Annotated in this window: 16 protein-coding genes; 11 read left to right on the forward strand and 5 right to left on the reverse strand. The window is 37.7% G+C overall.

Annotated elements, in window-relative coordinates:
* The first annotated feature begins 91 nt into the window (after window positions 1-91).
* The gene (locus ACJJVM_RS12835; protein WP_405211895.1) at window positions 92-1,462 is read left to right on the forward strand and encodes a hypothetical protein; all 1,371 of its coding nucleotides are present in this window, start codon (window positions 92-94) and stop codon (window positions 1,460-1,462) included.
* On the opposite strand, the gene ACJJVM_RS12840 is transcribed toward ACJJVM_RS12835, so the two are convergent.
* Entirely contained in the window at window positions 1,449-1,925 is a 477-nt protein-coding gene (locus tag ACJJVM_RS12840) for a hypothetical protein (protein WP_405211896.1), read from the reverse strand. The genes ACJJVM_RS12835 and ACJJVM_RS12840 overlap by 14 nt on opposite strands.
* 229 nt (window positions 1,926-2,154) lie before the next feature.
* Here ACJJVM_RS12840 and ACJJVM_RS12845 point away from each other — a divergent pair, with 229 nt between their 5' ends.
* The 7 genes from ACJJVM_RS12845 to ACJJVM_RS12875 all read left to right on the forward strand — a co-directional run bounded on the left by ACJJVM_RS12845 (window position 2,155) and on the right by ACJJVM_RS12875 (window position 9,483).
* Entirely contained in the window at window positions 2,155-3,543 is a 1,389-nt protein-coding gene (locus ACJJVM_RS12845; RefSeq protein WP_405211897.1) for a tetratricopeptide repeat protein, read from the forward strand.
* A 77-nt stretch (window positions 3,544-3,620) separates the two neighbouring features.
* Entirely contained in the window at window positions 3,621-4,595 is a 975-nt protein-coding gene (locus tag ACJJVM_RS12850; RefSeq protein ID WP_405211898.1) for a DUF368 domain-containing protein, read from the forward strand.
* The gene (locus ACJJVM_RS12855) at window positions 4,585-5,607 is read left to right on the forward strand and encodes a DUF368 domain-containing protein (RefSeq protein WP_298348134.1); all 1,023 of its coding nucleotides are present in this window, start codon (window positions 4,585-4,587) and stop codon (window positions 5,605-5,607) included. Before ACJJVM_RS12850 ends, ACJJVM_RS12855 begins: the two co-directional genes overlap by 11 nt.
* A complete protein-coding gene (locus ACJJVM_RS12860; protein WP_405211899.1) occupies window positions 5,579-6,367 on the forward strand; it encodes a shikimate dehydrogenase family protein in 789 nt (262 codons plus the stop codon). Before ACJJVM_RS12855 ends, ACJJVM_RS12860 begins: the two co-directional genes overlap by 29 nt.
* A 76-nt stretch (window positions 6,368-6,443) precedes the next feature.
* The gene (locus ACJJVM_RS12865; RefSeq protein WP_405211900.1) at window positions 6,444-8,510 is read left to right on the forward strand and encodes a DUF349 domain-containing protein; all 2,067 of its coding nucleotides are present in this window, start codon (window positions 6,444-6,446) and stop codon (window positions 8,508-8,510) included.
* Between the two features lie 58 nt (window positions 8,511-8,568).
* A complete protein-coding gene (locus tag ACJJVM_RS12870) occupies window positions 8,569-8,700 on the forward strand; it encodes a hypothetical protein (RefSeq protein WP_257724723.1) in 132 nt (43 codons plus the stop codon).
* A gap of 249 nt (window positions 8,701-8,949) precedes the next feature.
* The gene (locus ACJJVM_RS12875; protein ID WP_405211901.1) at window positions 8,950-9,483 is read left to right on the forward strand and encodes a SixA phosphatase family protein; all 534 of its coding nucleotides are present in this window, start codon (window positions 8,950-8,952) and stop codon (window positions 9,481-9,483) included.
* On the opposite strand, the gene ACJJVM_RS12880 is transcribed toward ACJJVM_RS12875, so the two are convergent.
* Window positions 9,480-10,229 (reverse strand): DUF6503 family protein, encoded by a 750-nt coding sequence (locus tag ACJJVM_RS12880; RefSeq protein ID WP_405211902.1) that lies wholly within the window; start codon window positions 10,227-10,229, stop codon window positions 9,480-9,482. The genes ACJJVM_RS12875 and ACJJVM_RS12880 overlap by 4 nt on opposite strands.
* Window positions 10,230-10,402: 173 nt before the next feature.
* On the opposite strand from ACJJVM_RS12880, the gene smpB reads away from it, so the two are divergent.
* The 3 genes from smpB to ACJJVM_RS12895 all read left to right on the forward strand — a co-directional run bounded on the left by smpB (window position 10,403) and on the right by ACJJVM_RS12895 (window position 14,183).
* Window positions 10,403-10,864: an SsrA-binding protein SmpB gene (smpB, locus tag ACJJVM_RS12885; RefSeq protein WP_021778605.1), complete on the forward strand. Its 462-nt coding sequence runs from the start codon at window positions 10,403-10,405 to the stop codon at window positions 10,862-10,864.
* Between the two features lie 79 nt (window positions 10,865-10,943).
* Entirely contained in the window at window positions 10,944-11,678 is a 735-nt protein-coding gene (locus ACJJVM_RS12890; protein WP_298348146.1) for a hypothetical protein, read from the forward strand.
* A gap of 27 nt (window positions 11,679-11,705) precedes the next feature.
* Window positions 11,706-14,183 carry a DUF5686 and carboxypeptidase regulatory-like domain-containing protein gene (locus ACJJVM_RS12895; RefSeq protein WP_405211903.1) on the forward strand — a complete coding sequence of 826 codons (2,478 nt, stop codon included), beginning with the start codon at window positions 11,706-11,708 and terminating at the stop codon, window positions 14,181-14,183.
* 1 nt (window position 14,184) lies between these two features.
* Here ACJJVM_RS12895 and ACJJVM_RS12900 read toward each other — a convergent pair whose 3' ends face one another.
* The 3 genes from ACJJVM_RS12900 to ACJJVM_RS12910 form a co-directional block, all read right to left on the reverse strand.
* The gene (locus ACJJVM_RS12900; RefSeq protein ID WP_405211904.1) at window positions 14,185-15,738 is read right to left on the reverse strand and encodes a hypothetical protein; all 1,554 of its coding nucleotides are present in this window, start codon (window positions 15,736-15,738) and stop codon (window positions 14,185-14,187) included.
* Between the two features lie 42 nt (window positions 15,739-15,780).
* The gene (locus ACJJVM_RS12905; protein WP_405211905.1) at window positions 15,781-16,524 is read right to left on the reverse strand and encodes a carboxypeptidase-like regulatory domain-containing protein; all 744 of its coding nucleotides are present in this window, start codon (window positions 16,522-16,524) and stop codon (window positions 15,781-15,783) included.
* A gap of 91 nt (window positions 16,525-16,615) precedes the next feature.
* The gene (locus tag ACJJVM_RS12910) at window positions 16,616-17,677 is read right to left on the reverse strand and encodes a glutaminyl-peptide cyclotransferase (RefSeq protein ID WP_405211906.1); all 1,062 of its coding nucleotides are present in this window, start codon (window positions 17,675-17,677) and stop codon (window positions 16,616-16,618) included.
* Window positions 17,678-17,681 lie beyond the last annotated feature (4 nt).

Below are 17,681 nucleotides of genomic sequence, written 5' to 3' on the forward strand. Positions count from 1 at the left end.
ATTGCAACATCTTTATAAAAGTACGTTTAGAATGTGCTACCTTTATTTTGTGCACGGTTTTTGATACCTGCAATATTCATTATTATACTGTATGCGCAAATTTTATTTTTTACTCTTTATTACCTCTATCACTTTTGGGCAATCTGCCATTACGCCTGGTATGGTGCACCCCAAGGTGAAGCAAGACCCTACTTCTGATAAATCATATGCCATATATCTACCTAGAGATTATGATGCACAGAGCACATATCCTGTAGTGTTTGTTTTTGATGAGAAAGGAAGGGGAGATCTCATTACTCAACAGTTTTCTATAGGTGCTGCGCTCACGAGTAGTATTGTTATAGGAGCAAATTATGAGCTAGATAGCACGATAAAGCCGGCACTAAAACAGATGGAGGAGTTGATAAACCGCTCTTATGATCAGTATGCTATAGATCGTGACAAGATCATTCTTGCGGGTTTTGGCGATGCAAGTTTAGTAACGAGTACCAGCGCGCAGTTGTCTAATAGTACTTATGGTCTTATTGCGGTAGGAGATGCATTTTTAGACAAGAAGCTTCTTAGTAAAAACCCAAAACTTAAGGTGTCTATACTCTCACCAGATGAGGGTAAGCAGTTTTATAAGCTACGTGCTTATGGTACAGGATATAGCTTAGATAAATTTATAAAGGGTTACCACGTGTATGATGGAGGCGACTTACCAGAATCTGGTTACCTAGCGACAGCGCTTACAGATATTTTAATAGATGAGGATGTAGAAAAAGAGCGCGTGCAGCAATTTTATGATACAGATATGGCCTTTGCAGATTTATTGTACAAAAAGCAAAAGCACGTTTATGCATATAACTTTGTGACAGCGCTTAAAACTAAGTATAAGAAAATACTTGATATAGACAGCCAGAAAGAGCTCGCAAAGGAGATACGTTTTAATAAAGCTTTTCGCGCTAAGCGAGATAGGAGTACTGTAATTACGTATGGTGAAGGTCTACTGGCAGAAGATTTTAAGTATTACCTAGCAGAAGACACGCAAAAGGCATTTTTTGATAACCTAGGCTGGTGGAGTTACCAGATGGATGAGCTAGATGTAAAAATAGATAGTACTGCAAGCAGTAAGCAAGAGCGTAAGGCGGCTATACGTCTTAAAGGATTTGTACAAAACAGTGTAGAGCAGCAATATGAGATTGTAAAGGCACAAAATAGCACGCCAGAAAAATTACTTTTTGTAAATATCTTACGCACACTAGTGAGCCCGTCTAACCAGGATGCGTTTATACAAGTTATAGGACTTAGTGCTCGCGAGGGAGATATTAATGCTTCTCTTTTTTATCTAGAAGAATTATTAAAATCTGGATATACAGATTATGATAATCTATATGCAATCCCTTATACAACTGCCTTACGTATAGGCCCTGAGTGGAATGAAATAATAAAAGATTACCTAGGTAAGTCTAAGTATTACTAATGCTTTGAGCTTTTTTTACAGCAGTTTTTATAGCCTCCATATTATCTGTCACCACAAAGAACTCTGAGTTTTTATTCTTTGTTTTAATGTGAATGGCTTTACCTAGCCGTGTGTTAAAAAGCGTGCCGTGTGGAGTAAATCTATAGCCTATTCCCCAGAGCAATGTTGTCTTTAAGATTTTTGTACTCGCAAGGTCCAGACGGTTAGTAGCTATTTTTCTCTTAACAAGACCTATCCCAAAACTTAATATAGCTTCATCTTCTGTAATAATAATATCTAGCTTGTAAAAAAGGACAATAATCCCTGTAAAAAGCAAAGTAGTCGTTATATAAATAGCGGGACTAGCGGCAGTCTCTGCATTACTCAAATATATATTTGTAGCTGCCAGAATAACGACAACTAGTAAAAGTATAAGAATAAGTGTACGGAAATATTGTGTCTCTTTATATAATATGTTGCTCATAAGGGTTATTGTGTCAATAAGACATTCTTAATGAGTAAAAGTTACAAAAATCTAGAATTTTAAGATGATATGATTTTATTATCAGCACTTTAGGTAGAGATGTGACATAAGTTCAGTTTGGCGCGATTATTGGCTGTTCATTACTATGTTGACAACTATGTTGTATAATCTCAACATCACTCTTAAGTATTACTACATTTATATTAAGAGTAATTTTAAAATGTCGCCTATGGATTTTAGCCAAGAAGGAAATAGTGTATCGCTCACTCGTTTTGAGTCTATGTTAAAGACTAATGATGTTCTTTTTTTTGACGCAGAAGAGTTTGAAAATATTGCAAATTACTATATCGAGAGTGGTAAAATTGCGCTTGCGCGAAAAGCTGTAAAACTAGGTCTAGAGCAGCATCCCACATCATCAAACCTTAGACTTTTTAAAGCAGAGCTTTTCATCTTTGAAAACAAATTTGAAAAAGCCGAACAAATTCTTACAGAACTACACGAGCTAGAACCACATAATGAAGAAGTTTTTATCCAGAAGGCTAACATTTATAGCAAGCAGGATGATCACAAAAAGGCTATTTACTTACTAGAGCAAGCTATAGATCTTACTAATGATCCTGCAGATGTTTATAACCTCATAGGGATGGAATATCTTTTTATAGAAGATTTTCAAAACGCTAAGCTTAGTTTTATGAAGTGTCTAGAGGTAGACGAGCAAGATTATAGTGCGCTTTATAATGTAATTTATTGTTTTGATTTTTTAGAGCAGCACACAGAAGCTATAGATTACCTCAATATGTTTTTAAACAATAATCCTTATTGTGAAGTAGCTTGGCATCAAGTGGGGAAACAATATTTTGGACTTAAGGAGTATGAAAAAGCACTCTCGGCCTATGATTTTGCCATTATAAGTGATGACCGTTTTGTAGGAGCTTACCTTGAGAAAGGTAAAGTGCTAGAGAAATTAGGTCGTTATAATGAGGCGTTAGAAAATTACCAGATTACACTAGAGCTTGAAGATCCCACGTCTTTTGCATTACTTCGTATGGGTAAATGCTATGATAAGTTAGGAAGTGATGAACTTGCTATAAAGCATTTTGAGCGCTGTGTGCACGAAGATCCTTTACTAGATAATGGGTGGATTGCCATTACAGATTTCTATAAAAAACGTCTTAACTTTCAGAAGGCACTGTACTATATAAACAAAGCGATTAATATAGATAGCGATAACGTACTTTACTGGAAACGTTATGCAAAAATTAATCACAGGCTTAAGTTTTATGAAGAGGCAGAAGAAGGGTATCGCCGTACGTTAGAACTGGGTAATTATGAACTTGAAACTTGGTTAAACAGAGCAGATATACTTTTACAACTAGGTGAGCATAATGCAGCAGTTATTAATTTAACGCAGGCTATGGAGTTTTATCCAGAAAATGCAGAGGTAGCTTTTAGACTGGCAGGTCTTAACTATGCGCAAGGGAGTGACATACAAGGGCGCTACTTTTTAAAAAATGGTCTAAAACTAGATGCCGAATTTTCTATAATTATAGATGAACTTTTTCCTTACGTGGCTGCAAAGAAAGAAGTTCGAGAATTAATTGAGAAACACTCAAACTAGTAACTTTTAAAATTTTGTTTAAAAATAGGTATGTAAAGTGAAAGCTAGTATTTTAGCTAAGACTTTAAAATAATCCTATGCCAAAAACTTCACTCGCTTACGTATTTGTTATCTTAAAAGGAATGGCAATGGGAGCAGCAGATGTGGTTCCCGGTGTATCTGGAGGTACCATTGCATTTATATCTGGTATCTATCAAGAACTTATAGAAACAATAGATAAACTAGACTTTGGAATTTTTAAAGTCTGGAAAAAGGAAGGAGTAAAAGCTGCAATAGCGCGATACAATCTTAAATTTTTAGGAAGTTTATTTTTAGGAGTAGCCATAAGTATACTCTCACTTGCTCGAGTTATAAAATATCTTCTTGATGTATATCCTATTCTTTTATGGTCTTTTTTCTTTGGTCTTGTACTTGCCAGTATTGTTTATATAGGAAAACAAATTTCAAAATGGAATGCAATCACAATCATAGCATTAATTCTAGGTGTAGCAGTTGCATATTTTATCACAATAGCCGTACCTACAGAAGCGCCTAACGCGTGGTGGTTTTATTTTGTTTCTGGTTGTATTGCTATTATCGCAATGATTTTACCTGGAGTTTCAGGTTCATTTATACTCGTATTACTGGGTTCTTATGGGATGGTGCTAGGCACAATTACAGATGCTCAAGACGCATTGCTTACTCGAGACTGGTCACTCCTTAGAAGTGCTATCTGGAAAATCATACTCTTTGCTTTAGGGTGTGTTGTGGGACTTAAACTCTTTTCAAAAATCCTTAAGTGGATGTTTGAGCATAAAAAAGAAATAACCCTAGCTGTACTTACCGGTTTTATGGTAGGATCACTTAACAAAATATGGCCTTGGAAAAAAGTCTTATCTACTCGTATAGATAGGCACGGTGATGAGGTTGCGGTAGAGGCAAAGAGTATACTCCCATCAACCTTTGATGGAGATCCACAGGTACTATATGCCGTAATATTTGCCGTTGTAGGATTTGCATTAATCTTATTATTAGAAAGAGCTGCAGGTAAAAAGAAGGTATATGCAGACTGAGACTAGATCGCTTTCTGATAAGCTCTGGCTCGTACTTAAAGGCCTAGCAATGGGTGCTGCAAATAAAGTTCCGGGAGTGTCTGGAGGAGTTGTAGCCTATGTAGCTGGGTTTTATGAAGAGTTTATATACTCGCTTCAAAAGGTAAATGGGAAAGCCTTACGGCTACTTTTTGGAGGGCGTTTTCGTAGTTTCTGGCAATACATAAATGGACGATTTTTAGGACTCCTTATTTTAGGAATGCTCATAAGTTATTTTAGTGTTTCATTATTACTAGATCTAGCTATAAGAAATTACCCCTTGTTAGTGTGGAGTGCTTTCTTTGGTATGATAATAGGTTCTATATACTATATAGGTAAAGATTTTGAAGAGTGGACTAATCGCAATATCGTAATGCTTATTTCGGGGGTTATTTTTGGTGTAGCTATAAGTCTTATGGAGCCCGCACAAGAAAATGATAATCTTCTCTTTGTATTTATTTGTGGTATTATAGGTGTTTCTGGGATGACATTACCAGGTCTCTCTGGTTCTTTTATACTTATCTTACTAGGTAATTATGTGCTACTACTTGTAGATTCTGTAAATGCCTTATTTGTAACAATAACAAAAACATTTTCTGGAGACTTTTCTTTCATTGATGACCCAGTACATATGCGATTACTTACTGTTTTGATCGTTTTTTCTTTGGGATCACTTACTGGCCTTGTTACTATTTCTCATTTTTTAAGTTATTTGTTTAAAAAGTTTAAATGGGAGACTAATGCTGCAATACTAGGTTTTATTATAGGTTCGCTAGGCGTAGTGTGGCCTTGGAAAACAGAAGTTTTTGAGCGCGACATTGCAGGAGAGATTGCACTAGATATAAACGGAACACCAATATTAGATAATTACGACCGTTACTTGCCTACAGCGTTAAATATTGAAAATGTGCTTGCCATATTTTTTATACTAGCAGGTATTTTTATGGTCGTTGCACTAGGTAAATATGGAGAGAGAACAAGACGTACTAGTTAAGTATGGCCTTTTTGGAAAAGATATAGGCTACTCCTTCTCAAGAGGATATTTTAAAGAGAAGTTTGATAAGCAAGATGTAAATGCACAATATGTAAATTTTGATGTGCCAGATGCTGCTGCTATGCAAGAGGTACTCCTAGCAAAATCTGCCGTAGGGTATAATGTCACTATACCTTATAAACAAGATATTATTCCTTTTTTAGATAGACTTGACGCACACGCAGCCGCTATAGGTGCTGTAAATACCGTTAAGACGGAAGATGATGGCACACTTACGGGTTATAATACAGATTATATAGGTTTTAGAGATTCATTATTAGAGCGTTTTGGTGAGAGTCACTTTTGTGATTTTGATGAGACAGTTCTTTCTGCATCTTCTTATAAATGTTTGATTTTAGGTACTGGAGGGGCTTCAAAAGCCGTGCATTATGCAATGCAACAGCTAGGGGTGGAGTGCACCTTTGTTTCGCGAAAGCGTTCTAACACCTCATTACAATATGAAGATCTCAATGAGCAAATCATAAAAGATCACACCTTTATAGTAAATACAACACCCGTAGGAACTTTTCCAGAGGTTGAGATGGCGCCAGCGATACCGTATCAATATATAGGCGATTCTCATATAGCTTTTGACCTTATTTATAATCCAGAGCAGTCTACTTTTCTAACTAAAGCATTGCAACAAGGTGCTCAAATTATAAACGGATTTAGAATGCTAGAATTACAAGCAGAGGCCTCTTGGAGCATCTGGAATAGCTAGCACTAGATTATTGCCCTATGTGCGCACTAAATAGTATATTTACTTCTTATAAAATAGAACCCTAACATTGAAAGATATGTCTGAAGAGAAGAAACCTCAAGACCCAAAAGTAGAAGAACATCTAGAAGAAACGGCGCCAGCAACAGATCGCACTATGAATGAAGAAATAGAAGCACTGGCTGCAGAGGCAAATGCAACACAACTTCCAGATGACGCTGAGGTAGCATCTGAGATTGATGCAGAAGAAGTTGCTTCTCCAGATCAAGCTGCTGCAACACCAGAAACTACAGAAGTAGTACCGGCTGCACCAGTGGTAAAAGAAATACCTAAAAAAGACTATACTACTCTTACAAAAGAAGAGCTTATAGAGGAGTTACAATCACTTATTAAAAATGAGAAAGTAACCGCTATAAAGGAGCACGTAGAGGAGATAAGTACGGTTATAAATGCTCAGTTTGATAAGGAGCAAGAAGAGGCTAAGGCTGCTTTTCTAGAAGAAGGTGGTAACATTATAGATTTTAGATACTTCTCGCCACTTAAAAAGGCATATAACGAGGTGTATTATGAGTATAGAAACAAGCGCCAGGAGTTTTATGAACGCAAGCGTAAGGATCAAAATGCAAACCTTGCAGAGCGTCAATCGCTTATAGATGAGGTGAAGGCTTTAAGTAAAGAGCTAGGTGGTGCTGAGAGTGTAAATACTACTTTCAATAAATTTAAAGACATTCAAGAACGTTGGAATAATGCAGGTAATATACCTCGTGACCGCTACAACCTTGTTTGGAACGATTACTACTTTAACGTAGATGCGTTTTATGAACTCTTGCACCTTAACCGTGACTTTAGAGATAGACACTTTAAAGAAAATCTGGACAAAAAGCTACTGCTCATAGAGAGAGCAGAAGAGCTAGGTGCAGAGCCTAATATCAATAAGGCTTTTAAAGAACTACAACTCTTACACCGTATGTGGAAAGAGGAAATAGGTCCTGTAGCGCGTGAACATAGTGACGCAATCTGGGATAAATTTAGTGCTGCTACAAAGAAGATACACGATGCTCGTGATGAGAAGCAAAAAGAGATAGAGCTTGTATGGGTTAAAAATCTTGAGATTAAAAATAACATCATTGCTCAAATAAAAGAAGTAGCACAAGATGATATAAAGTCTCATAAGAGCGTACAAGAAAAGATTAAAAAAGTAGAAGCACTGCGTGAGGAATTCTTTAAGGCTGGTAAAGTCCCAAAAGAAAATAATGAAGACACGTGGGCAGCTTTTAAAGAAGCAACAAAGCTATTTAATCAAAAAAAGAATGGCTTCTATAAATCTCAAAAGAAAGAACAGTACGATAACCTTACAAAGAAGCAAGAGCTTGTACAAATAGCCGAAGACCACAAAGATAGCGATGACATAAAAGGAACGCTAGATGTGATGAAGCGCATACAGGCAGACTGGAAGAAAATAGGTCACGTACCACGTAAAGATAGTGACAAGGTATGGAAGCAATTTAAAGACGCTTGTAATCACTTTTTTGACCGCCTTAAAGATTCTAAAAAGCAAGCAAGCGCTGGCGAGCAAGAAAATCTTGATAAAAAACAAGCCTTAATGAATACCGTTAAGGAAACAAAGATGACAGGCGAGCGCACCGCAGATCTTGCGATTATTAAAGAATTTATAGACCAGTGGAAGGGTATAGGTCGTGTTCCTTACTCAAAAAAGAATATAGATCAAGACTTTAATAAAGTACTAGACGGCCTCTTTAAACAACTTGATATAGATAAGAAAGAAGCAGAGCTCATCAAGTATGAAAACCGTGTGCAAATTATGGCAGGCGGAGCAGATGACCGCGCTATAGAAAAGGAACGTTTCTTTATTAGAAAGAAAATAGATGAGACTAAAGCAGAGATTAACCAGCTAGAGAACAATCTAGGTTTCTTCCAGCACGTGGCAGATGATAACCCTATGGTGGTAGAGGTGCATAAAAACATTGCACGTCATAAAGAAGATCTTAATGTATGGACTTCAAAACTGCGTAAGATAAAAACCTTAGTAGCTCAAAACCAAAAAGCCGAAGAGGAGGCTGCTGCTGCTCGAGAAGCCGCAGAAAATGCTCAAAATGAGACTTCTGAAGAAAATTCTGAAGCATAATTGTAACAATTACTCTCGTGCCTCGTCTTTATAGTATCAATCAATAAAAACAGATATTATGAGAACGCAAGCAAAAACAACAACAGCACGAGATCCTAGACAGGGAAGAAACACCATTTTGGGGGTATATGTAATCCTCTCAACATTTTTCATCTCTGCCTACACACTGGTACAGTACTTCTCAATGTAGAGCAAATCAGACAAACTAAAAAACACAGCCTTCATCAAGCTGTGTTTTTTTTTTTACGCTTTCGCGAAAGCGTAATACTCCTTAGTATAATAAAACACAAAATCCGTTTCTTAATAAGAAACGGATTTTGCTCTTTCATAGCAGATTTTTTTATCTGTCACGCATATAAGGGCGAAAGACATAATATTAGTCGCTAAGAAAGAGAAGACCTTACAAAAATGTATATTTGAGTATAAAATAATTTTCAAGATGCGCAAACTCTTAGTATTACTCGTATTAATTACCGTCTCTGTAAGCTGTGATGGACAGAAGAAAAACAAAGCTACTACCGAGCAGGTGACTAATTATTACTTCATTCGTCACGCCGAAAAAGTGCTAAGTGATCCGTCTAATAGTAATCCAGATCTCACTCCAGAAGGAGAGGCGCGAGCAGAGCGTTGGAAAGATTTTTTTACAGATAAGGATATAGACGCTGTTTACTCTACAGACTATTTACGCACTATGCGCACGGCAGAGCCTACGGCAAAGGCAAATAGCCTAGCTATAAAAAAATATGATCCCAGAGCTTTAAACGACGAAGCTTTTAAACTTGCAACGACGGGACTTAATGTTGTGGTAGTAGGCCACAGTAATACAACACCAAACTTTGCAAATGCTGTATACGGTGAGCCAGACGCGTTTAAAGAAATAGACGAGTCTGAGTATTTTCATCTCTACCACGTGCAGCTCGCGGGAGAAGGTAAAGACCTGGTTAAGAAAAAAGAAGCGCTAGTTATAGACTAGCAAGCGGGACAACTAGATACCTCCACATCCTCTAGTTCAATAATGCTAAGTAAATCAAGATTATTGTTTTCATAAAGTGCATCTAGTGTTTGCAATGGTGGATACTGCTCTTCTGGCTTGTAATTGCGATAATCTACAAAGCGTATGCCGTTTATAATGCGCTCATTGTAAGCCTCTCTAAAACGTGTCCCACCTTCTGATGTTTGGTAATTATATGCAAGATAGTCTACCGTGTAGCGGTTTTTGTGTATCCAGTACATATACTCATCTTGAAAATCTTCACCACCACCTTCTTGGGCAAAGGTAACTCTAAGACGGTAGTAAGGCTCTCCTTTTACAACGCTTTCATCTACAAGTGATTTACGCACCGCTGGGTCATTAAGGCCATAAGGTAATACAGAAAAGTAGTGTACAGAATTTACACTATTTGCATAGCGATTTTTCATACTATCTGGAAGGGTTGTAGGAGCGCTTTCGCGAAAGCGTACAAACTCTCCATTATCTTTTATAATATCCTGTTGTACTTGACAAGCAGCGTCTGTACAGCGTTCTAATGTTCTCAATCCGTCTTTTCTAGTAGCTCTATAGTAATACTTTCTAAATTTAAAATGTATGCTAGAGTTTGCAATTACCTCGCCACCAGACGCGGCGATGGCTTTATCTACAATCTCTTGTGCAGTAGGCGCTGGCGTTGTACAACTTATAGCAAGTAGTAATAAAAAAGCGATATAAAATAATCTGTGCATAGTGCTAGTTATATGGAGGATATAGTCGAGGAATAATAGATGTGCTTACATTTATATGACAGGGATGCAAAAATACAATCCATAATTTTAAAAGTGCTTAACACGGGCTGCGCATTAGTATTTTTTAAGAGCGTAAATGAGTATTAATAGTGTAACATTGTATCTTTGTAAGAATGTCAAATACGGTAAACATAAAGAACAGAAAAGCTCGTTTTGAATACGAGATACTTGATAGGCTCGTTGCAGGTATTGTACTTGCTGGTACAGAGATTAAGGCTATAAGAGAGGGTAAAGCCTCCATAGCCGAGAGTTTTTGTGAGTTTAATGATCAAGGGGAGATGTTTGTAATTAATATGACCGTACAAGAGTACTCACACGCTACTTACTTTAATCATAACCCTAAGAGTGAGCGCAAGTTACTTCTTAACAAGCGCGAACTTAAAAAATGGGAGCGTGAGGTTAATAAATCTGGTCTTACTATTGTACCCTTAAGACTTTTTACAAATGAGAAGGGTTTTGCAAAACTCGAGATTGCATTAGCTAAGGGTAAGAAAACGTACGACAAGCGCGAGACCATTAAAGATCGTGACAACAAGAAAAATCTTGATAGAATTAAGAAGGCTTTTAATAATTAACGACCGCGGTTAAGAGTTTAACAATTTGTTGGGCAGCTCTTTATAAATTTCTAGCTTTTTTTGAGTTAGAAATATTCTTATGGTCATTAGGCTTTTTGTTCTCTTTTTATGCTGTGCTCAGGTATGCCTTGCCCAGTTCCCACTATCTACCCAAGGAGAGGTTAAAATAGGCGACTTTAAACTAGAAGGCGCACACGTAAATAATCTTAACTCGCAACAAAGTATTACTACAGATAGTGATGGTCGTTTTGTGATGGCTGTAAATAAAGGTGACGTTTTACTTGTTACTCACTTAAGTGCCAGAGATCAATATGTTGTAATCTTTGAAGAGCTGGCATCACATCCATTTTTAAGTATAATACTCAAAGAAAAAGAGAACACCCTTGATGAAGTCGTTTTAACGAGTAGTGATAAAATCACCGTTCAAAGCGTGGGAATTATACAAGGAGAGCGCCCCATCCCCACAACAAATGAGCGCAGGCTACAAACTGCTGGTGATTTTAAACCAGTTCATCTACTAGGTCTTCTAGGGGGTAGTCTCCAGCTAGATCCTATTATAAATGCCATAAGCGGTCGTACCAAACGACTCAAAAAATATGTGGCTATAGATAAAGAAATAGCAGCATATGACCTTATGATGGAAAAATATGCACGGTTTTTGAGAGAACGTTTTGAGCTTACAGAAGATGAGCTTAAACAGTTTATAAATTACCTGGTAGATCTACCAGAGTTTCAAAGTAAAGCTCATCAAGAAAATGAGCTGCAGGTACAGCTTTGGCTCTGTGAGCAGTATCTTAGGCTTGTAAAAGAGTAAACATTTCATCAAATCAAAAATCAACATATGCGTACACATTACTTTATCATTTTCCTGACACTGTTTTCATTAACCCTCACAGCACAAATTACAGGTGTTGTGACAAGTCAAAATGGAGAGCAACTCCCATTTGTAAACGTATACATAGAAAACTCAAATAGAGGAACTACTACAAATGGTGATGGGGCTTACGAGCTCCTTCTAGAAAGAGAAGATCAAGGTAAGGAGATGATCGTGGTTTTTCAATTTTTAGGTTTTGAGACCATCACACGTACGGTAGAGATAGGGTCGCCACAAGTAGTCTTAGACATTGTAATGACAGAGGCAACAACCTCTCTAGATGAAGTTATAGTTGAAGCAGGTGTCAACCCTGCCGATAGAATAATACGTGCAACCATAGCAAACCGAAAGAAGAATCTTGATGTCATAGGAGAGTATACTGCAAAGTTTTACTCTCGTGGGCTATGGCAAGTACAAGATGCTCCAGATAAAATACTAGGGCAAGAAGTAGGCGACCTGGGTGGTGGTCTAGACTCCACACGTACCGGTATTATCTATCTTAGTGAGACTATATCAGATATAAAATACCAGCGTCCAGACAACTTTAGTGAGGTTATTGTGGCAAGTAAGGTAAGTGGTGATGATAACGGTTTTAGCTTTAATACCGCTAGTGATGCAAATTTTTCTTTTTATGAAAATACATTAAATCTCAATGCTCAAATCGTATCACCCATCGCTTCAAATGCGTTTGCTTATTACAAATACACCCTAGAAGGTACCTTTTATGAAAACAACCAGCTCATAAATAAGGTAACTGTAACACCTAGACGTGTTAATGACCGTGTGTTTACAGGCACAATTTATATAGTAGAAGATAGCTGGCAATTGTACGGTGTAGATTTACATACAGATGGTGCCTCTATACAAGTGCCTTTTATAGAATCTCTTAATTTTAAACAGAATTTTAAATATGAGGACGAGCTTAAGCAGTGGGTAAAAATATCTCAGGTCATAGATTTTAGCTTTGGATTTTTAGGGCTTAAAGGTGACGGGAGATTTACAGCTGGTTACTCAGATTATAATTTCAATCCCGCATTTGGCAAAGGCTCTTTTTCGGCAGAGATCTTGTCTTTTTCTCAAAATGCAAACAAAAAAGACAGTACCTTCTGGGATCAAAGACGCCCAGTACCACTCACACTGTTAGAGCAAGAAGATTATGTAAAAAAGGATAGCATACAGGTCATTAGAAAATCAAAGAAGTACCTAGATAGTATAGATGCACGTGGTAACCGTTTTAAGATAACCTCACCTATTTTCGGGTATGATTATACAGACACATATAATAGATGGAGAGTGGGAGTTTCTTCACCTTTACAGGCCATTCAGTACAATACCGTACAGGGCTGGAATGGTAGCCTGCAAGCCAGTTATTCAAACTGGAGTGATGATGATTATACAAAGACTTTTTACGCTTTCGCGAAAGCGAACTACGGCTTTTCTGAAGACCAACTGCGTTATACCTTAGGAGTCACAAGGCGTTTTAATAGAACAAATAGGGCAGTGGTGAGCCTTACAGGAGGTGTAGATCTACAACAGTTCAATAATGCCGAACCTATACGCCCTATATTTAATACTGCATACTCACTCCTTAGAGAGAAAAATTTTGCTAAGTATTACGAAAAAGAATTTGCACAAATAGGCTACGGGCAAGAGCTTGTTAATGGTTTACGAGTAAATGCAATTCTAGCTTATGAGAAACGAAACCCCGTTTTTAATACGACAGACCAAACATTTTTTCCTAGTGATGATCGCGAGTTTACCAGCAATAATCCTTTAGCTCCATCAAGTAACGGGAGTGCTGCAATCACAACACATCGCATAGGGAAGTTTTTTACAAGTGCAACGATAAACTTTGGGCAAAAATATTATAGTTACCCTAGCGGAAAGTTTAATGTACAGTCTGAAAGATATCCAGCTATAACGCTAGTATATGAGAAAGGCTTTGGAGCCTCGGTAGCCGACTATAATTTTGATCAATTGCGCATTGTTGCTCAGCAAGAGTTTAATGTGGGTAATAAAGGTAGGTTATCATATGATTTGCGTGCAGGGACATTTTTGGGCACTGGAGAAGAGATAAGCTTTGTAGATAGGCAGCATTTTAATGGTAATGAGACAGTGCTCTTTGAGCCTGGTGCTATAAATAGGTTTAATGTCTTGCCTTATTATGAGCGCAGTACAAATACCGGTTACTTTGAGGCACACGCAGAGCACAATTTTAAAGGTTGGATTCTAGGTAAAATACCAGGTATAAATAAACTCAATTTTAATCTTGTAGCCGGCGCACACCTTTTAAGTACTCAAGACCAAAGACTGTATCGTGAGTTTAATGTAGGTTTAAGCAATGTAGGCTGGGGTAAGTTTAGATTACTGCGTGTAGACTACGTTTATGGTCAAGGTGCACTAGGAGGAAATAAGGGTGCTTTTCTTATAGGCTTGAGTCTATAATTTATTCTGGAAATATAATACTCTCATAGGCACCTATATCTGGAGCCAGCGTTCTGTTAGTACCAATAATATCTGTAGGAACTGCATTTGCAGCGCTCTGTAAACCAAAACCGTTACCAGCAGTATCTTCACCTACTTGTAACATATTTTCTGTAGGGAGTAGAAAGTCTGGTTCTTCACCACGTATGATATCTTGATATAAATTTACATTTGTAAAATCATAAAGTGGCTCTCCTGTAAAGTCACCAAAAACATCATCAAATCGTATCTGTGAGTTTGTAAATTTAAAATTAAAAGTAGCGTCGTTATCTTGGTTAAAGCCTATTTCTTCCCCTTGATTACCGTACACTATACAATTAGTAAAATCGGCTTGAGCAAGGTCTCCTACAAGTAAGGTTTCTTGCGTTTGTAAGGTGTTGTCTAAAAATACAGCAGGCGTATCTCTAAAGCTTTGCGTCCAGTAGTTTGTAAAGGTACAGTGTGTAAAATTATAAATACCGCCTAGTTGTACCAGCATAGAGAACTGCCCGCAGTTGTTAATTACCGTATTTGAAGCCTCAACAGAGGTAAATCTATTAAGTAAGCCTACAGCAGAGGCGTTATAAATCTGAGAGTTAGTAAGAGTGAGGCTAGCTGAAGCGGCGTTAGGGCTCGCCTCATTAAGTATTCCTACAGTTGCATTTTTTATGGTTGCATAGTTAATTGTGTTATTTACACTACCATCTGTAAGTAATATAGTTCCCCACTGGCCAGGCACGTTAGAAAATGCAGGCTCTAGTCTATCACTTTCAAAAATCACTTCATTCTCTAGCGCTATGGGATCTGCGCTTAGTGCACCATTTATAGCTAGTGTTGCATTATCTGCTATGAGTAAACCACTATCTGCGTGAAAATGCACTCTGGCTCCAGCTTCTATAGTTAAGGTTTTTGCTGTTGTTCCGTCTGGATCACCTACAGCCATATAACCGTATATTACGTAAGGTTTATCATTTGTAAAAGTAAGTTCGTCATCCATAAGGTAACGTCCTTCTAGTGTAGTCTCTACATTATTTACAGTAAGTGTTTCTACCATACCTGTAGCACCGTCACGCTCCGGAAATAGAAAAATGGCATCTTTTACAAGCGTTACGAGTTCTACATTTTGTGATGTACCCACGCTATTAAATTCTATAGCATCTGTATATAAAAACTCATCAGAGGCATTGCCTACTTCATTGATATCTAGGGTGGTTTCTACAAAAACAAAAATACTGTCGTTTGCGAGAATTTCTACCTCTTCAAATTCTTTACCAGCTACACCGTCTACATTAAGTCTATAGTCTGAGTCTTGACCACGGCCTAGTCGTACAGATGGTATAGAGATTGCCTCATCACTGCGATTATACACCTTAAGGTTATACGTGCTAGAGCCTATGTTTGTAAATACCGTATCAAGAAAAATGGTATCTCTTGAGAATTCTAGATTACCTGTACTAGGAGTGGTTTCAAAATCATTACGGCAAGAGCTTACCGTAATTATACCGGCAAGCGCAATAAGAAAGTAGAGACTGCGCATTAAGTTATAGTTTGTAACAAATATAACTTTTTAAGAGCGGTGTTATTGCTTCTTGTTTTTTTTCTTTTGGCGTAGTTCTTTTTCTAGCTGTTTGTGGCTTTTTGTACTTACTCTGCCCATAATAATTTGAGGAAGGCCACGCTCTTCTTTTTGAAAGTTTACATTAATCTCCAGTTGTGAACCTACTTTTATTTCTCGATTTTGAAAACCTAGATAGCTATAAGTAATTATCTCCCCAGAAAACACATTTAAACTATAGTTGCCATTTAGGTCTGTTTTGTAATTTCTAGAGGTCCCTTCTACTCTTATGGTTACACCGGCAAGAGGACCATTATAGTCGGTTACAGTACCAGTGATTGTAATAAGTTTCTGCGGTGTATTTTGCTTTCGCGAAAGCGTACCTATACCCAAACTATCATATTTTTTTATAGGAAGTTCTACCGGTGCAATATCACCCATAATTATAGTCTCAGATGTAGTCTGTCCAGATGCCTCTGTAACTGAAAGCATTGCCATAGGGACAAGTAGTGCCGCTGCTGCTTGAGCAAAGCTCCTGCCTTTATCACGCGTTGCATAGATAGGCGTATCGAGCTGGTCTTTTCTAAAACGACCACAAAGATGATCGCCTTTAGTGACGCGTTTATACAGGGCATCCTTAGTAAAGGCTGTAAAGTCTACAACCTCTTTACTGCATACAGCGCAGTGTTTACCTTGCTGTACAGGTGTCATTTTTGCCCAGTCTTCGTGACAAGGTTTTGGGATGGTGATGGCGATAGGCTTTTTCATAATATCTTGATTAACTGATGTAAATCTAGTTAATCAAGCACCTTGCCAGTATCATAAATGAGTAAACGGGCTGTTGTGGTGAGTGAACGACCTATTTTTCTACAATCTCTATTTCAAAAAGTGTGTTCCAGTGTTTACCGGTTACAAAAAGGCGCCCCTCGTTTGCTTTATAGGCAATACCATTAAGAACCTCATTTGCCGGATCTGTAAGTTTTTGCACTTCGTTTTTGAGTGTGCGTAAATCAATAAGACCTTCTAGCGCCCCTGTTGTAGGGTCAATTATAGAGATAAGGTCTACTTGATAATTGTTTGCATATATTTTACCATTTACCCATTCTAGTTCGTTGAGTTTGCTAGTAACCTTTGTGTTGTCAGTAGGCTCTATATACGATTGTTCAGATAGATTAGAAGGGTCTAAGGTCCAGATTTTACTAGTTCCGTCAGACTTGTAAATTACTTTACCGTCATTTGCAAGTCCCCAGCCTTCTCTACTTTTATTGTAGGTAAAAGTTCCGGTAGTCTCAAATGTATTACGGTTGTAAATAAAGCCAGTATTACCCTTCCAGGTAAGCTGGTATATATTATCTCCTATAATGGTCATCCCTTCGGCAAAGTATGCTTTGTCTAGTTTTTCTTCCTTAAGTACTTTTCCGGTTTTGTAATCTACTTTTCTCAGGTTAGACTCGCCATAACTACCATTACTCTCATACAGTGTATCACCTACAAATTCTAGTCCTTGTGTATAGGCATCTGTCTGGTGTGGGTATCTGTTTATGATTTTATAGCCATATACTTTTGGCGCTTTTGTATGTAAAATGTTTAGTTTTTGTGTGGTGGTCGTGCTCTCTCCTCCGGCATAAATAGTAGCACTCAACTCGCGTTGTCCCAGTTTTTGAGAAGATAGGGTAGTAGTGACACCTTCCAGACTGTTACTTGAACCTATGCGCTTCCCGTCAAAGGCGTAAGAAACAGAGTCAAAGGCGATATTTTTTTTCGCTTTAAGCGAGATGGTTATTTCTCCACCATTTTTGATAGCATTTTTTTGTGCATCTGTTGTAATAGTATAGTTTCCATCTAGAGAACCTGTGTCGCTACAAGCGATTAAAAGTAGCGGTAATATGAATAGAATGAGGTGCTTAGCTTTTGCTGTCATTTTT

Source organism: Dokdonia sp. Asnod2-E02, from assembly GCF_045063915.1.
In the GTDB taxonomy this organism is placed as follows: domain Bacteria; phylum Bacteroidota; class Bacteroidia; order Flavobacteriales; family Flavobacteriaceae; genus Dokdonia.

What these genes read in the sequence shown, in the direction of transcription:
- ACJJVM_RS12835 (WP_405211895.1), top strand. Translation starts at nt 92, where the DNA reads ATGCGCAAATTTTATTTTTTACTCTTTATTACCTCTATCACTTTTGGG.
- ACJJVM_RS12840 (WP_405211896.1), bottom strand. Translation starts at nt 1,925, where the DNA reads ATGAGCAACATATTATATAAAGAGACACAATATTTCCGTACACTTATT.
- ACJJVM_RS12845 (WP_405211897.1), top strand. Translation starts at nt 2,155, where the DNA reads ATGGATTTTAGCCAAGAAGGAAATAGTGTATCGCTCACTCGTTTTGAG.
- ACJJVM_RS12850 (WP_405211898.1), top strand. Translation starts at nt 3,621, where the DNA reads ATGCCAAAAACTTCACTCGCTTACGTATTTGTTATCTTAAAAGGAATG.
- ACJJVM_RS12855 (WP_298348134.1), top strand. Translation starts at nt 4,585, where the DNA reads ATGCAGACTGAGACTAGATCGCTTTCTGATAAGCTCTGGCTCGTACTT.
- ACJJVM_RS12860 (WP_405211899.1), top strand. Translation starts at nt 5,579, where the DNA reads ATGGAGAGAGAACAAGACGTACTAGTTAAGTATGGCCTTTTTGGAAAA.
- ACJJVM_RS12865 (WP_405211900.1), top strand. Translation starts at nt 6,444, where the DNA reads ATGTCTGAAGAGAAGAAACCTCAAGACCCAAAAGTAGAAGAACATCTA.
- ACJJVM_RS12870 (WP_257724723.1), top strand. Translation starts at nt 8,569, where the DNA reads ATGAGAACGCAAGCAAAAACAACAACAGCACGAGATCCTAGACAGGGA.
- ACJJVM_RS12875 (WP_405211901.1), top strand. Translation starts at nt 8,950, where the DNA reads ATGCGCAAACTCTTAGTATTACTCGTATTAATTACCGTCTCTGTAAGC.
- ACJJVM_RS12880 (WP_405211902.1), bottom strand. Translation starts at nt 10,229, where the DNA reads ATGCACAGATTATTTTATATCGCTTTTTTATTACTACTTGCTATAAGT.
- smpB (WP_021778605.1), top strand. Translation starts at nt 10,403, where the DNA reads ATGTCAAATACGGTAAACATAAAGAACAGAAAAGCTCGTTTTGAATAC.
- ACJJVM_RS12890 (WP_298348146.1), top strand. Translation starts at nt 10,944, where the DNA reads ATGGTCATTAGGCTTTTTGTTCTCTTTTTATGCTGTGCTCAGGTATGC.
- ACJJVM_RS12895 (WP_405211903.1), top strand. Translation starts at nt 11,706, where the DNA reads ATGCGTACACATTACTTTATCATTTTCCTGACACTGTTTTCATTAACC.
- ACJJVM_RS12900 (WP_405211904.1), bottom strand. Translation starts at nt 15,738, where the DNA reads ATGCGCAGTCTCTACTTTCTTATTGCGCTTGCCGGTATAATTACGGTA.
- ACJJVM_RS12905 (WP_405211905.1), bottom strand. Translation starts at nt 16,524, where the DNA reads ATGAAAAAGCCTATCGCCATCACCATCCCAAAACCTTGTCACGAAGAC.
- ACJJVM_RS12910 (WP_405211906.1), bottom strand. Translation starts at nt 17,677, where the DNA reads ATGACAGCAAAAGCTAAGCACCTCATTCTATTCATATTACCGCTACTT.